Source organism: Stenotrophomonas nitritireducens, from assembly GCF_001700965.1.
Taxonomy (GTDB): domain Bacteria; phylum Pseudomonadota; class Gammaproteobacteria; order Xanthomonadales; family Xanthomonadaceae; genus Stenotrophomonas; species Stenotrophomonas nitritireducens_A.
Map to the genome: position 1 here is coordinate 1,448,672 of NZ_CP016756.1, position 15,466 is coordinate 1,464,137.

At 65.3% G+C, this 15,466-nt stretch carries 12 protein-coding genes; 1 reads left to right on the plus strand and 11 read right to left on the minus strand.

All coding sequences use genetic code 11. The annotated features are described in order from the left end of the window. Positions 1-48 precede the first annotated feature (48 nt). The 4 genes from lipA to BCV67_RS06120 all read right to left on the minus strand — a co-directional run bounded on the left by lipA (position 49) and on the right by BCV67_RS06120 (position 3,345). On the minus strand, positions 49-1,059 hold the full coding sequence (lipA, locus tag BCV67_RS06105) for a lipoyl synthase (protein ID WP_062166920.1): 1,011 nt from the start codon (positions 1,057-1,059) through the stop codon (positions 49-51). A 16-nt stretch (positions 1,060-1,075) separates the two neighbouring features. After that, positions 1,076-1,777 (minus strand): lipoyl(octanoyl) transferase LipB, encoded by a 702-nt coding sequence (gene lipB, locus BCV67_RS06110; RefSeq protein WP_062166921.1) that lies wholly within the window; start codon positions 1,775-1,777, stop codon positions 1,076-1,078. Next, complete coding sequence (locus tag BCV67_RS06115; RefSeq protein WP_057627155.1) at positions 1,765-2,043, minus strand: DUF493 family protein; 279 nt, start codon at positions 2,041-2,043, stop codon at positions 1,765-1,767. The genes lipB and BCV67_RS06115 overlap by 13 nt, the downstream gene beginning before the upstream one ends. Before the next feature lie 324 nt (positions 2,044-2,367). Beyond that, positions 2,368-3,345 carry a CsgG/HfaB family protein gene (locus BCV67_RS06120; protein ID WP_062166922.1) on the minus strand — a complete coding sequence of 326 codons (978 nt, stop codon included), beginning with the start codon at positions 3,343-3,345 and terminating at the stop codon, positions 2,368-2,370. A gap of 864 nt (positions 3,346-4,209) precedes the next feature. Here BCV67_RS06120 and BCV67_RS06125 point away from each other — a divergent pair. Beyond that, on the plus strand, positions 4,210-5,259 hold the full coding sequence (locus BCV67_RS06125; protein ID WP_062166923.1) for a lipid A deacylase LpxR family protein: 1,050 nt from the start codon (positions 4,210-4,212) through the stop codon (positions 5,257-5,259). A gap of 1,094 nt (positions 5,260-6,353) precedes the next feature. Here BCV67_RS06125 and BCV67_RS06130 read toward each other — a convergent pair. The 7 genes from BCV67_RS06130 to mreC form a co-directional block, all read right to left on the minus strand. Further along, positions 6,354-7,574: a D-alanyl-D-alanine carboxypeptidase family protein gene (locus BCV67_RS06130; RefSeq protein WP_062166924.1), complete on the minus strand. Its 1,221-nt coding sequence runs from the start codon at positions 7,572-7,574 to the stop codon at positions 6,354-6,356. Between the two features lie 93 nt (positions 7,575-7,667). After that, a complete protein-coding gene (locus BCV67_RS06135; RefSeq protein ID WP_062166925.1) occupies positions 7,668-8,975 on the minus strand; it encodes a septal ring lytic transglycosylase RlpA family protein in 1,308 nt (435 codons plus the stop codon). After that, positions 8,972-10,108 (minus strand): lytic murein transglycosylase B, encoded by a 1,137-nt coding sequence (mltB, locus tag BCV67_RS06140; RefSeq protein WP_062166926.1) that lies wholly within the window; start codon positions 10,106-10,108, stop codon positions 8,972-8,974. Before mltB ends, BCV67_RS06135 begins: the two co-directional genes overlap by 4 nt. A gap of 469 nt (positions 10,109-10,577) precedes the next feature. Beyond that, positions 10,578-11,684 carry a rod shape-determining protein RodA gene (gene rodA / locus BCV67_RS06145; RefSeq protein WP_062166927.1) on the minus strand — a complete coding sequence of 369 codons (1,107 nt, stop codon included), beginning with the start codon at positions 11,682-11,684 and terminating at the stop codon, positions 10,578-10,580. Continuing rightward, positions 11,681-13,777, minus strand: a complete 2,097-nt coding sequence (mrdA, locus tag BCV67_RS06150; RefSeq protein ID WP_062166928.1) for a penicillin-binding protein 2 — start codon at positions 13,775-13,777, stop codon at positions 11,681-11,683. The genes rodA and mrdA overlap by 4 nt, the downstream gene beginning before the upstream one ends. A 3-nt stretch (positions 13,778-13,780) precedes the next feature. Further along, positions 13,781-14,266 (minus strand): rod shape-determining protein MreD, encoded by a 486-nt coding sequence (gene mreD / locus BCV67_RS06155; protein WP_057630056.1) that lies wholly within the window; start codon positions 14,264-14,266, stop codon positions 13,781-13,783. Then, positions 14,263-15,387 carry a rod shape-determining protein MreC gene (mreC, locus tag BCV67_RS06160; protein ID WP_062166929.1) on the minus strand — a complete coding sequence of 375 codons (1,125 nt, stop codon included), beginning with the start codon at positions 15,385-15,387 and terminating at the stop codon, positions 14,263-14,265. The genes mreD and mreC overlap by 4 nt, the downstream gene beginning before the upstream one ends. Between the last annotated feature and the right edge of the window lie 79 nt (positions 15,388-15,466).

Here is a 15,466-nt window from a genome sequence, read left to right on the forward strand (position 1 = left end):
GGCCGCAACGCGGCCGGCATGGCGCCGGCGCGTGTCATTGGATGCGGCTCAGACAGCGACGCCGGCACCGGCCGCCTGCTGGTCGGCGTGGTAGGACGAACGCACCATCGGACCGGACGCGACGTGGGTGAAGCCCAGTGCGTAGCCGTATTCCTCGAACGCCTTGTATTCCTCCGGCGTCCAGTAGCGCAGAACCGGGTGGTGGTGGGCGGTCGGCTGCAGGTACTGGCCGATGGTCACCATTTCCACGTCGTGCGCACGCAGGTCACGCAGCGTTGCCTGCACCTGCTCCAGGGTTTCGCCCAGGCCCAGCATGATGCCGGACTTGGTCGGCACGTCCGGGTGCTGTGCCTTGAAGTTCTTCAACAGGGTCAGCGACCACTGGTAGTCCGCGCCCGGGCGTACGTTGCGGTACAGGTCCGGCACGGTTTCGATGTTGTGGTTGAACACGTCCGGCGGGTTCTGCGCCAGGATTTCCAGCGCGCGCTCCATGCGGCCCTTGCCACGGAAGTCCGGGGTCAGCACTTCGATGCGGGTGTTGGGCGACTTCTCGCGGATGGCGGTGATGCAGTCGACGAAGTGCTGAGCACCGCCATCGCGCAGGTCATCGCGGTCAACGCTGGTCACCACCACGTACTTCAGGCCCATGTCGGCCACGGTCTGGCCCAGGCTGGCCGGCTCGTTGGCGTCCGGCGGCTTGGGCCGGCCGTGGGCCACGTCGCAGAACGAGCAGCGACGGGTGCAGACTTCACCCAGGATCATGAAGGTGGCGGTGCCGTGGCCGAAGCATTCGTGGATGTTCGGGCAGCTGGCTTCTTCGCACACCGTGACCAGGCGGTTCTCGCGCAGCTTGGCCTTCAGGTTGGCCACGGCATTGCCCGAAGGAATGCGCACGCGGATCCAGGAAGGCTTGCGCAGCACCGGCGCGTCGGCGAACTGCACCGGCGAGCGGTTGATCTTGTCACCGCCAAGCTGTTTGACACCGGCCTGCAACGGCGCGGACGGGACGTCACCCTGCACGACCTGCAGGGGAATGGAGCGCGTGGTGGTTTCAGTCATGGCGTTATCAGCGGTCTCAGAGCCGCGTAGTCAGATCGGGCAGTTCGGGCGTCGGCTGCAAGGCCAGGCCGAACTGCTGGGCCAGATGGGACAGCAGCACCGCTTTGACCGCTTCGATACCCGAAGGACCGCCCAAGTCTAGCACCGAGGTCACCTGCATCCCGGCGTAGCCGCAGGGGTTGATGCGGTGGAAGGGTTCAAGATCCAGCGACACATTGAACGCCAGGCCATGGAAGCTGCAGCCGCGCCGCACGCGGATGCCGAGCGCGGCGATCTTGGCGCCGTCCACGTAGACACCGGGTGCGCCGTCCAGGCGTTCAGCACCGATGTTCCATTCGTCCAGGGTGTCGATGATGGCCTGTTCGATGCGGCACACGTAATCGCGCACACCGATGCCAAGCCGGCGCAGGTCCAGCAAGGGGTACACCACGATCTGGCCGGGGCCGTGATAGGTCACCTGGCCGCCGCGGTCGACGTGCAGCACCGGGATATCGCCCGGCGCCAGCACATGTTCATCCTTGCCGGCCTGGCCCAGGGTGAACACCGGGTCGTGTTCGACCACCCACAGTTCGTCGGTGGTGCTATCGCCACGGCTGTCGGTGAACTGCTGCATGGCGTGCCAGACAGGTTCATAGCCCTGCCGGCCCAGGTCCCGCAGCAGCGCCGGACGCGTGGTGCTTGCCGGCGTTTGTGCAGCGCAAGCGGTTACAGCGTCCACTTCACTTCCGGGTGGTCACGCATCACCGCGTGGGCGGCGTCGTACTGCTCGCGGCTATCGGCCTTGAAGGCGATGCGCACCGAGACGTACTTGCCGTTGGAGGATTCTTTCCAGCTGATGCGCTCTTCGAGCACCTCGATACCGGCGCCTTGCAGCAACTTGGGCAGCTCAGCCTCCAGACCGATGTTGGCCGCGCCCATGGCGCTGAGCTCAAAGGTGCCGGGGAACTGGAAGCCGTGTTCAGGGTTGTCGGACTTGATTTCCATGCCGCCATTATCGGGGCGAACGCCGACAAACCCAAGGCCAAGACCGATTCACAGCCTTCCATGAACGCAGCCAAGCCCGGTAGTGTCGAGCCATGCTCGGCAAGGGCTGGGCCCGGCACGTTCTTTGTAGGAGCGGCATCAGCCGCGAAGCTCGTAGATGTTCAGGTTGCGGGCATTGCCCTTGATATAGATGGCCAGCTTCGCGGCTGACGCCGCTCCTACATTGGCGGCTGGCAATGCCCCTGCCGGGCATGGCTCGGCACTACCGGGAGCCAGAAACCAGAAAGGCCGCTTGCGCGACCCTTCTGCGGGGTAAACCCGGGCTTACTTGGACAGCTGCAGCAGGGTGGACGACACCCAACCGCGGTTACCCAGCTCGTCCTCGACTTCCCACATCACGCCTTCCTTGGTGCCGGTCGGGTACAGCATCATGCCCGGGTCCAGGGTACGCACCGGCGCGCCGGTGCCGCGGGCGTTGGCCAGCAGGCGGCCAGCTCGGGTCACCGTCACGGCCTGCTGCGCATTGGCCGCAGACGCGTTGTCCGGCAGGCCGCCGAGCTGGGCGATGATGTCGGTATAGGCCTGCAGGTAGGCCATGGTGATGACCTGGCCGATTTCGGTATTGGCATAGCCGCCAACGCCAGCCGCCCCCAGGCCGCTACCGCCAAACAGACCGGCGCCAGCACCGAAGCCCATGTCGCTCTTGCGCGCGGAGCCTTCCGAGATGGCCACCTGCTCCGACGAACGCACGTCGGTCACGGTCAGCACCACGTCAGCGGTCTTGCTGGTGAAGTTCAAGCCACCCACCAGGGCACCGGCGCGGCCACCGATCAGGCCACCCAGCAGGCCACCAATGGCATTGCCACCGGCGTTGCTGTTCTGCGAGACCAAGTCCGGGATCATCACGTAGTCAGCGGCCTTGATCTGGCCCTTGCCGACGTTGGAACGACCCCGCAGGTCGCCACTGGCTGCCAGCTCACGCTCGAACTGGCCTGCGGCCATGCCGGCGCCACGGTCCACCAGGGTGAAACAACGCGAACGGTTGACGAAGGCCTTGATCAGACGCGACGGTGCCGGCAACTGCTGGCCGGTCCACCAGTTGGTGGAGTCTTCCGGCTCGATCACCGACAAGGTGCCGATCGGGCGCTGACAGGTTGGAATCTGTGCGGCAGCCTGCTGGCGCTGTTCCTGCGCCTGGGTGCCCTTGGCCTTGAAGGCTGCATGGGCCGGCTGGCTGCTCACAGCCACAGCGATACCCAGAGTGAAGACCGCTGCAGTGAGCGGCGAAATAACGTTACGCATCTGATACTTCCCCATTAACCTGCACCTTACGAGGTGCGTTCCTTTGGCTTAGAGACCTTGCGGTAAGACTCTGTCCCTGATGTTACCTAGCAGACGAGCACGGTCCGGTCCGCCGGAATCCTAACCCAGACCGATGTCAGGATGCATGCCGTTTTTTGTGAGACAAGCCCCTTTCCGGGGCCGGAAGCCGCACCGCCCCACCCAGAACCGTCCTGAAAAGGCCGCGGAGCCTTGGCCCTGCGGCCTCGTGGCGAGGGTCTGCCGCGCCGGCTCCCGGCCCGCAACCGCCCGGCCCCGGCTGCGCTCCTTTCGATCGGCGTCCGGGGATGCGGCCTGGCGGCGCTATGGGAACACCCGCTGCCTTCACAGCTCAGCCCCCGCCGTGCCACGGCGGATACCGGTGGACCGCAGCCGTGCCACCTGCCGCAGGACCGGCTCCGTTGCGGACGGGGTCAAGCCCTCGGCGCAAACGCGTCGTGCAGCATCAACTGCTCCCGGTTGCCAACCGAAGTTCTTCCATCAATGAGCATTCACTGCACTGCCCTGTCCCTTCCACGTTGCGCGGGCTGTTGTCGAAAGCGGCGTCATCAATGAAGGTGCATGCTGGAGCGCGCACCATGCAACCACGCCATCAACACTGCGCGTACACACGGAATAAAAGTCTCACGCATGAACACGCAAACAGCGCCGCTGGCTCTGCCTGCGTTTCAGTTGCGCACATGCATCAACCGGTTTACTCAGTGCGCACTCGCGGAAAAAAATCCACTGTTTCGCCTACAACAATCTGTCCGGTCGGTAGCGATATGCCAGTCAACAACGCAGCTCTAAGCTGCGTGACAAATATGCTGGCATTGAGGCCTGAAAATGAAATCCGGTGTTGGACTGGTGGTGCTGATGGCGGGAGGGTTGGGTACTGCGCCTGCGTTGGCAGCCGAACAGTGCGCGCAAAGCGCATTGAGTGACCATCCACCTGCGATCAACATCCGCATCGACAACGACATGCTGGGCGGCGCGCAACAGGACCAGGGGTACACCAACGGTGCGTTGTTGACCCTGGTCTCGCCCAATCTGCAGGACTACACCGATGACCCTTGCCTGCCGCGCCTGGCGCGCTGGATGAATCGCCGCCTGGAGCGCCTGCATCCGGGCGAATTCCAGCAGCAGAACATGATCTTCAGTTTCGGCCAGGCCTTGTACACGCCCACCGACAACACCCGCGCCGATCTGATCAGGGATGATCGCCCCTATGCGGCGGCATTGATGGTCAACTTCGGCTACAACGCGCGCAACGGCAATCACCTGCGCACCACCCAACTGGCGCTGGGCATGATCGGCCCATCGGCGCAGGGCAAGCAGGTACAGGACGCCGTGCACGACGCGCTGGGCGATGACAAGTTCCTGGGTTGGCGCAACCAGCTGCACGACGAACCGGTATTCAAATTGTTGCACGAGCGCATGCAACGCTGGCCAGCCGAAGGCAACGCGGCGGGCTGGGGCTGGGATGCGATCAGCCACTGGGGCGGCGCCGTCGGCAACCTTGCCACCTACGCAAATGTTGGCGGCGAAGTACGTTTTGGCTGGAAGCTGCCTGACGATTTCGGCAGCTCGCCGATGCGCCCGGCCGGTGAAAACACCGCACCCACCCGACGCGGGCGCGCAGAGGGCTGGTCCACCCATCTGTTCGTAACCAGCGACGCACGCTGGGTAGTGCGTGACATCACCCTGGACGGCAACACATTCCGCAGCAGCCACAGCGTGGACAAGCGCTCGTTCGTCGGCGACCTCGGCTACGGCGTGGCAGTGATGCGTGGCAAATGGAAATTCGCCCTGGCCCGCTACCACCGCAGCCGCGAATTCGACGGACAGAAGGAAACGCCGGTATTCGGTAGTTTTACTGTCAGCCGCACGCTTTGATGGCATAGCACGGGTGAGCGCTTTGAACGTGTGGGGATCGCAGAAGCAGCAGTAAAACAAAGCAAAAGCAAAAGCGCCCTCACGCCAACCCCTCTCCCGCACGCGGGAGAGGGGCTCGCATTGCGTCGGTGGCTAGTGCACTAGCCCCTCTTCCGTTTACGGGAGAGGGGTTGGGGTGAGGGCGCTCGACGCCTTGGCTTTGGCTTTGGCTTCTGCTTTGGCTTCTGCCTTGGCTTCTGCTCTCCAGCTTTTGACGTACCGGGTCCCCTTCCGCAGCGACGGAGCTGGCAGACAAGACCCCGCACGGGGCGACGCACAGGGATGTGCGTCGTTTTTCGACGAGACACGGATGTCTCGTCGAAAAATCCTGCCGGCGGAGTGGACCCGCGCCGCGCAGCGGTGTGGGCGCGGAGGCAGGGTATGCTTTCTTTGGGCCACCTTTCTTTGCACAAGCAAAGAAAGGTGTGCTCGCGCGCCGTAGGCGGGCGAAAGCCCTTGATCTTGATCTTGATCGCGACTGCAGCTGCGGCTAAAGCAATAGCAATAGCAATAGCAATAGCAAGGGCAAGGGCAACAACAAGAGCTTTCTCTCCCCTTCGGGGAGCGAGTTACTTTTCTTTGCTTGTGCAAAGAAAAGATAACCAAAAGAAGAGCTCTTCAACAGCCGAATGGCTGGTCAAGCACACCCTGCCTACGCGCCCTCCGCGCTTCGCGCTCCAGGTCCACTCCGCTGCCGGGATTTTTCGACGAGACATCCCTGTCTCGTCGAAAAACGACGCACATCCATGTGCGCCGCCCCTACGGGGTCCTATCCATCAGCCCCGTCGCTTCGGAAGGGGCTCGACAAGTCGAAAGCCAGAGCAACAACAGCAAAAAATCAAAGCCAAAGCCAGAGCCAGAGCCAGAGCACCCCTCCCCAACCCTCCCCTTGCCTACGGCAAAGGGAGGGAGCAGAGCTGCACTTGGCATAGGAAAAGCAGCAGAGCTGCGCTTCGCTCCGGCAAAACAAAAGCGGCGTCACCGCATCCCATTGACCTCAATCCCAGTCAACAGAACACCGCAACGCCGCTCGGCTTGTCAGCCTGTGAAAGCCCTTATTCGGACTTCCACCACATCATGAAGGCATCCCACAGACGCTTGAAGAAGCCACCTTCTTCCACCGCCTGTACCGCCACCAGCGGCGCCTCGGCAACTACCTTGCCATCCAGCGACACCTTGACCGTACCAATCTGCTGACCCGCTGCAATCGGTGCCACCAATTCCTTCGGCACGTCCATCGACGGCTTCAGATCGTTGTAACGACCGCGCGGCACGCTCACCAGCATCGGCTGCGCCACACCCAGCTGCACCTCATCGGCCGCTCCCTTCCACACATGCTGCGTGGTCACAGCCTTGCCCGGCTCATACATGCGATGGGTTTCGAAGAAACGGAAGCCCCAGTTCAACAGTGCCAGGCTGTCATCGGCGCGCTGCTTCTCCGAAGCGCCGCCCATCAATACCGCCACCAGACGCTGATCACCGCGCTGCGCCGAACTCAGCAGGCAGTAACCGGCCGCCGAGGTGTGGCCGGTCTTGATGCCGTCAACACTCTGGTCGCGCCACAACAGCAGGTTGCGGTTCGGCTGGGTGATCTTGCCTACCGTGAATTCCTTGATCTTGTTGTACGCGTAGGTTTCCGGGTAATCGCGCACAAATGCGCGGCCCAGCAACGCCAGATCGTAGGCGCTGGACTGGTGACCCTCGGCGTTCAGGCCGTGCGCGTTGACGAAGTGCGAATCCTTCATGCCGATCTTGGCCGCGTAGCTGTTCATCAGCGCCGCGAAGGCTTCCTGGCTGCCGGCGGCATGCTCGGCCAGCGCGATGGCGGCGTCGTTGCCGGACTGGATCGCCATGCCCTTTTCCATGTCTTCCAGACGCGCGGTCTGGTTGACCGGGAAGCCGCTGTAGCTGCCATCGGTACCTGCGCCGCCTTCGCGCCAGGCGCGTTCGCTCATCATCACCTGGTCGTCAGGCTTGATCTTGCCGGTCTTCATTTCCGCAGCCAGTACGTAGGACGTCATCACCTTGGTGATGCTGGCCGGCGGCAGCGGCGCGTGGATGTTCTCGCCCGCCAGCACCTGGCCGGTGGCGTAGTCCATCAGCACCCATGCGGTGGCCGTGGTCGGCACCGGTGCCGGCGGTGTAGCCACCTGGGCCGGAGCGGCAGCGGCGGCTGGGGCAGGCGTCGGGGTCGGCGTTGGGGTGGGCGTCTGGGCGGAGGCCAGACCCACGGCGAGCGTGGTGGCCAGTGCAGCGGCGGCAAAACGGAATTTCATCGGAAAACGGTTCCTGATGGACGAGGAAGAAAAATTCGGGGGGTCATTGTAGGGCGACGCCAGCCAAGCGGCGGCACCCCGGTATGGCTGGGGTTAATCGCGAACCACTTGCGGCAGACCGAGGCCCAGACCGGCAATGCGCCCGGCAAGTTCCGAGGCGCTGCTGCTGTCGCTCGCCGGCACCCGCAGGCGCCACAGGGTACGGCCACCACTGACGATGTCACTGAGGCTGGCCCCGACGATACCCGCAGATGCCAGCTGGCCCAGGGCGCGGGCGGCATTGTCACGGCTGGAGAAACTGGCCACCTGCAGCAGGATCGAGCCCAGCGCGCGCGCGGCCGGATCAGCCGGTACGGTTTTTGGCGGCGGGCCGGCGGCAGCCCTCGCCGCTGCGGCCGCAGCCGAGGCCGTGGGCGGGGTGAACTGCAGCAACTCCGAAGCAGCCGGCAGTGCCTGCACGCTCACCGGTGCTGGCGCTGGGCCGGCAGCGGTGGTCGTGGCCGGGCGACCGGTGGCCACGCGCACGCCGTTGTCCTTCATCCAGGTCTCGAAGTGATCGGCACTGCCTGCCACCGGGCGTGCCGGTGCGGCGGGCAGCTTTTCGACCAGCTGGTCCATGCGGCTGGGCGTCGCGCGTGCGGCCGGCGCAGCCGCACCCACGGCCGTTGCAGCGCGCTCGCGACGGGCGCGGCGGCTGTCGGAAGATGCCTGCAGGTTCTCGCTGCCTGGGGTCAGGCCATGCACTTCCACCCGGCCGGTGCCGCGCTGGGTGATGCCCAGGCGCACTGCAGCGGCGTAACTGAGGTCGATCACCCGGCCGTCGTGGAACGGTCCGCGGTCGTTGACGCGCACGATCACCGATTCACCGTTGTCCAGGTTCGTCACCCGCGCGAAGCTGGGCAACGGCAGGGTTTTGTGCGCCGCGGTAAAGGCGTACATGTCGTAGACCTCGCGGTTGGAGGTCAGCCGGCCGTGGAATTTCTGTCCGTAATACGAAGCGGTGCCCTGCTCGACGTAGCTGTCGACGCGGTCCATCACCTGGTACTGCTTGCCCAGCACCGTATACGGCGACTTGTTGCCCACCGGCGAGCGCGGTTCATTGGTCACCAGCGGCTCGGGGATGCAATTCACGTTCGGCACGTAGTCGGGCGTGGTGTCGTTGACCCCGGGCTTATACAGGCCACCTGCGGTGTAGTTGCCACGCGTGGACAGGTCTTCCTGCGCCTTCGCATAGGGCGAGCCCTCCGGGCATTCACCGCGTGCCGAGCCGTGCCCGTGTACCACTGTCGGCGCGCGCGGCGTTGTACCGCCGCTGGTAGCCGATGCGGATTTCTTGGGAGCGCTGCTGCAGGCGGCCAGCCCGAGCACGATCAACGCAGGGACCAGCCACTTGATGTTCATGCTGGGGGAAGCTCCTTGCCGGCGATGGCCTGGGAGAGCTGGAACACGGCCATCGCATACATTTTGGAGATGTTGTAACGGGTGATTGCGTAGTAGTTCTGGAAGCCCAGCCAATACTGTTTGCCGTCACTGCCTTCCAGGGTCACCGGGGTGGCCTTGGCGTTGACCGCACGCACCGGCGTGACCGGCTGATAGCCGCGCGCGGCCAGCTCGGTGACGGTATAGGTCGGGGTCCAGTCGGTGGGATTGAACTCCTCGAAACCGGCCTGCAGCGTCGCCGGCACCGCCACGGTGCCACCGCGGATCCAACCGCCCTTCTTGACGAAATAATTGGCGATGGACGAGAACACATCGTCGTAGCTGTTGAACAGGTCACGGCGGCCGTCACCATTGCCGTCCACCGCGTAGTCCAGATAGCTGGACGGCATGAACTGGCCCATGCCCATCGCCCCGGCATAACTGCCCTTGAGCGTGGTGATGTCGAGTTTTTCCAGCGCGCTCAGCTCGAACAGTTTGGCCAGCTCATCGCGGAAGAACAGCTCGCGGCGCACTTCGCGCTCCAGCTTGGCCGGGTCGCCGCTGCGCGGGTATTTGAACGCCAGGGTGTACAGCGCATCCAGCACGCGGTGGTTGCCGGCATTGCGGCCGTAACTGGTTTCCACGCCGATGATGGAGACGATCACCTCGGCCGGCACGCCGGTACGTTCCTGCACGCGCATCAGCTCGTCGCGGTGCTGGGCCAGGAAATTGCGGCCGCCGTCGATGCGCGCCTGGGTGATGAACATCGGCCGGTATTCATTCCACGGCTTGACCCGCTCGGCCGGACGCGACATCGCCGCGATGATCGGCTCGCGGATCTGCGCCTGGGCCAGGATGGCCTGGATATAGGCCGGGTCGATGCGGTACTTGGCGGCCGTATCACGCACGAAATTGGCGCGCGCGGTTTCGAACGGCACCGGAGTCAGGTCGACCGGAGGCAAGGCCACCTGTGCCTCGGGTACGGCTTCGGCCGGGCCGGTGCTCGGCTTGACCGGAGTTTCCGCCGGGGCCGGCAGGGGTGCAGGAGACTTCGGCTGGGTTGCGCAGGCAACCATGCCGAGGGTGAGGCAGCAAACCAGGGCGCGTCTAATCATCGGGCGAGATTAGCAGGTCAAAGATGAATTTCCCGCAATAACACCATGAAACACAACAAGATTAAAGCAGAAAGATATCGCGCCCCGGCACATTCATATGCCCGCACATTCGGTCGTGCCAATGAATAGGGGGGTACGGCCGGCGACGCAGCGGATGGGCACGCAGAAACCGGGCGCGGCGGGGCCCATGTCGGTCACGTCGAAAATGGAGCCCCGGTCATCTCCCCATCCCGCTGAGATGACCGGCGCTCGCGCCGGCTTCTGGAGGATCCGGAATGACGGCTCCCCCCGTCATTCCGCCAGTTGCCGACCTGCCAGCTGCCCCATACGGCGAACTGGCCGCCACAGCGCGCAGAGCGCGCCGGTGACGGTGCGTAGTGTGAAGGTTCGGTGAAGGCAGGTGTTTGATCTGGATCAAAGCTCGCAACATTGCTGCACATCAATACGCAGGCCGCGCAACAGCCTTGCGCTAGCCGCCATGCACCGGCCGGTGCGCGCGCACCGCCATCACCAGGCCGAACCCGGCCAGCAACGACACCGCCGAGGTGCCGCCATAACTGATCAAGGGCATCGGCACGCCCACCACCGGCAACAAGCCGGAAATCATGCCACCGTTGACCAGGATGTAGACGAAGAACGCCAGGCCGGTAGCGCCGGCCAGCAGCCGCGAATAGGTATCGCGCGAGTCCACCGCGATCCACAGGCAGCGGCCGATCACGAACAGGTACAGTGCCAACACCACCGCAACGCCGACCCAACCGTATTCCTCGCTGAGCACGGAGAACGCAAAGTCGGTGGTCTGCTCGGGAATGAAGTTCAGGTGCGACTGCGAGCCCAACCCCCAGCCCTTGCCGGTGAAGCCGCCTGAACCGATGGCGATCTTGGACTGGATGATGTTCCAGCCGGCGCCCAGCGCGTCGCTCTCGGGGTCCAAGAACATCATGATGCGGTCCTTCTGGTACGGCCGCAGCAACCAGAACCAGGCCACCGGCGCGGCGGCGGCAACGCCGCCCACGCCCACACCCACCCACCACCACGGCAGGCCGGCCAGCAGCAGGACGAAAGCACCACTGGCCGCGATCAGCACGCCGGTGCCGAAGTCCGGCTGCAGCATCACCAGCCCGGTCGGCACACCGATGATCACCGCCGCCACCAGCACCACCGGAATACGCGGCGGCAGGGGCATGCGGTTGAGGTACCAGGCCACCATCATCGGCAGGCTGACCTTGAGCAGCTCGGCCGGCTGCAGGTAGAACAAGCCCAGGTTCAACCATTGCCGCCCGTACTTGCCGGTGCCCAACACGAACACCGCCAGCAGCGGCAGCATGGAGATGGCATAGATCATCGGCGTCCACGCGCGGATGCGCAGGATCGACACCCGCGCGATCGCCCACATCGCCACCAGGCCCACCGCAAAGCGAGCGCCCTGCGCCATCACCAGGCCACTGCCACCGGCGCTGTCCAGCACCGACAGGCCAATGGCCATCAAGGCCAGCAAGGCAAACAGCAGTGGCCAGTCCAGGCCGCGGCTGAGCCGCTGGCCCATCTCCAATGCCCAGCGCAGGAAATCCCTCATCGACGTACCTCGGTTGCCGCCGCTGCCGGCGCGGGCGCACGGGCGCTGCCCGGGGCGACCGCCGGCAGCGCATCGGGTGCGGCCGGTAGTGGCGCACCCGGAACAGGCGCAGGCGTACCGACCATCACCGGCAGATCGGCGAACTGCGACGCAACCTGCTCACCACGCGCACGCCAGCTGGCATCTTCGGTATCGAACGTCGCCACGCCCACCGCCACCGTGCCGCGCTCGGCATCCAGCGGCTGCAGGCCTTCGGGCATTACCCCAAGCAGCCAGGCATCAAATACCTTGCGCGCGATCGGCGCGGCCGCGGAACCACCGTAGCCACCACCTTCCACGGCGATGGCGATGGCGATCACCGGCTCTTCGGCCGGGGCGAAACCGACAAACAGCGCGCGGTGACGCAGATGCATCGGCAGGCTGCGCGGGTTCAACGCGGCCGTGCCCTTGCGGCTGATGACCTGCGCGGTACCGGTCTTGCCCGCCATGCGGTACTGCGCGCCGGCTGCGGACCGCCAACCACTGCCGCCGGGCTGCATGGTGCCCATCATGCCCTCGCGCACCACCTGCACATTGGCCGGATTCGGGCTGATCGGGCGGCTCGCTGGCTGCGGGGAGGGCATCCAGTCGTGGTCGAAGCCGGCACGCTGTTCCATCACCAGGTGCGGCGTGCGCAGCTGCCCGGTCGCCAGGCCACCAACACCGCGCACCAACTGCAGCGGCGTGACCTTCCACAGGCCCTGGCCGATGCTGGCGTTGACCGTGTCGCCGGGATACCAGCGCTCCTTGTTGGCTTTGAGCTTGGCCGCAGGCGACGGCAGGATGCCGCCGATCTCGCCGGCCAGGTCGATGCCGGTGGGCTGGCCGAAACCGTAGCGGCCGCCCATGTATTCGTCATAGCGCTCGATGCCCATGTCGATACCGAGCTGGTAGTAATAGGTATTGACCGACTGCGTGATCGATTTGCGCAGGTCGGTCCAGCCATGGCCACCGCGGTTGGCATCGCCCCAGCCACGGCTCACCCCCGGCAGGTAGAACATGCCGCGCGACAGGATCTTGTCTTCGGGCCGGCGCAGGCCGCTGTCCAGGCCGGCCAAGCCGAGGAAGGGCTTCACCGTCGAACCCGGCGCCACGCCGCCCAGCACCAGGCGGTTGAACTGCGGCCGCGAAGGGTTCTCGTTGAGCATCTTGAAATCGGCGTGGGAGATGCCGTTGACGAACAGATTGGGGTCGTAGGACGGCAGGCTGACCATCGCCAGTACTTCGCCGGTGCGCGGATCAATCGCCACCGCCGAGCCTTCCTGCTCACCAAACGCCGCCACCATCGCGCGCTGCAGGTCGGCATCGATGGACAGGCGCAGGTCGGTGCCCGACTGCGCCGGCACCCGGCCGATGGTACGGATCGCACGGCCCTGCACATTGGTCTCGACCTGCTCGTAGCCGATCTTGCCGCGCAGCTGGGTTTCGTAGAAACGCTCCAGACCGGACTTGCCGATATGGGTCAGCGCGGCATTGCCCTCGCCCAGTTCTTCCAGGTCCTTGTCATCGACCCGGCCGACGTAGCCGATGATGTGGCCGAACAGGTCGCCGTAGGGATAACGCCGGGTCAGATACGGTTCCAGTTCCACGCCCGGGTAGCGCCAGCGGTCCACCGCAAAGCGCGCCATCTCCTCGTCGCTGACGCGCAGCTTCAAGGTCACCGGCATGAAGCCACGACGCGCCTTGCGCGACTGTTTGAAGCGCTCGATGTCTTCCTCGCTGAGCGAGAAGATCTTCTGCAGCCCCGCCAGGGTGACGTCCATGTCCTGGACCTTGTCGGCAGTGACATCCAGACGGAAGGCCGGCACGTTCTCGGCCAGCAGGCGGCCGTTGCGGTCGTATATCAGGCCGCGCCCGGGCACCACCGGCCGCGCCTTGATGCGGTTGGCCTCGGAGCGGGTGGCGTAGATGTCGTGGTCCAGCACCTGCAGCTTGAAATACCAGGCACCCAGAAAACCCAGGCACAGCACCACGCCGAGGAAGCCGATCGCGGCGCGGCGGCGGAACTGCTCGGCCTCGGCATGGGGATTCTTGTTCTGGCGGCGCGAAGCCATGCGTCAGCGCCCGCGCTTGCCCAGCCGCACCGCATCCAGCAGCACATAAAGCGGCAGCCACAAGGCCATGCCCAGCAGCGGCGCCACCCAGTAACTCCACGGCAGCAGCGGCTCGCCCACCAGCAGGTGGATGGCGGCGTCGATCACCCGGTCATTGAACAACAGCCCGCCCATCGCCAGCGCCTGCTGCGACAGCGGGAAGAAACGAATGCGCGCGCGGAAGCGCTGCAGGATGAAGGCCATCACCACCAGCCGCAGGGCCTGCTCGCCGAGAATGCCCCCAAACATCACATCAGCCAGCAGGCCGATGCAGAACGCAAAGCCCAGCCCGACCTTGTCCGGGGTTTCGATCACCCAGTAAGCCAGCACCAGCGCCAGCCAATACGGGCGTGCCGGCAACAACAGCTCCGGCAGCGGGATCAAGGCCAGCAGCAAGGCCAGCACGAAACTGACTGGCATCACCCAGCCCTTGGTGCGCAGACGACTCATGGGCGCACCTGTGGCGGGTTGGGGTTGTCGCCCGACACCGGTGTTGCCGGCGCGGGTGTCTCGGCAGCCGGCACTGCTGCCGGCGCTGGCGCCGGCTGCTGCACGGTGGACCCGGCGGAATCCGGCGTGCTGGCTGCTGCCTGCGTCGTTGCCGGAACGGCCGGGGCTGCGGCGGCAACATGCGCTCCGGCCACGCCCATGCGGTTGACCGGCGCCACTGCCGGGCCGCCCGCCGCCGCGTCCATCGCCGCATCGCCTTCAATGTGATCCGGCAGCTGCGGCAAGGCTGGCACCGAACGCAGCAGCAGCACATTGCGGCCACGGTCCAGCTTGGCCGCCGGCTCCAGCTCACCCACCAGGAAGGCATGGGTATCGTCCGGGCGCAGCTTCAGGATCTTGCCGACCGGGAAACCGGCCGGGAAACGCCCACCCAGGCCGGAAGTGACGATCTCGTCGCCCACTTCCACGCCCGCGCTGAGCGGAATATCACGCAGTTCCAGACGGTCACCGCGCCCGTAGACAATCAGCCGCACGCCGTTGCGCGCCACCGCCACCGGCACCGCATGGTCCGGGTCGGTCAGCAGCAGTACGGTCGAATGCGCCGGCGTCACCGCGATCACCTGGCCCATCAGGCCACCGGCATCGATCACCGCCTGGCCCACGTGCACGCCGTCGCGGCTGCCCGAATCCAGCACCAGCCGCTGTTTGACCGGATCCAGATCGATGTCGAGGATCGGTGCCAGCTGCACGTCCAGGCCATTGCGCTCGGCCACGTTCAGCAGCTCGCGCAGCTGCGCGTTGTCCAGCGCGGCGGTCTGCAGGCGGGTCAGGCGCGCATTGGCGATCAGCAGCTGGTTGCGCAGTTCGCGATTTTCGGTGACCAGCTGGTTATGGCTGGCCGCGTTGTCCTTGACCGAAGCGCCAACCCGGCCCGGTACGCCGGCCAGCGCCCAGATCGGCTGCACCAGCACATTGGCCTGGGCGCGCAGACGCGACATCCAGCCGCCCTGGTCATCCAGCACGATCAAGGTGATTGCCAAGGCCAGGTACGCCAGCAAGCGTAGCGTGCTGCTGGCATCCCCCTGGCGGGAGGCTACGGGAGGACCGGCGTAAGGGGGCACGACAGAAGGCTGGTAAGAGGAAATGGAGAATCGGGAAAGGGAACGGCGCGACGCGCGTCACGCCGAGGGTACGGGGAAG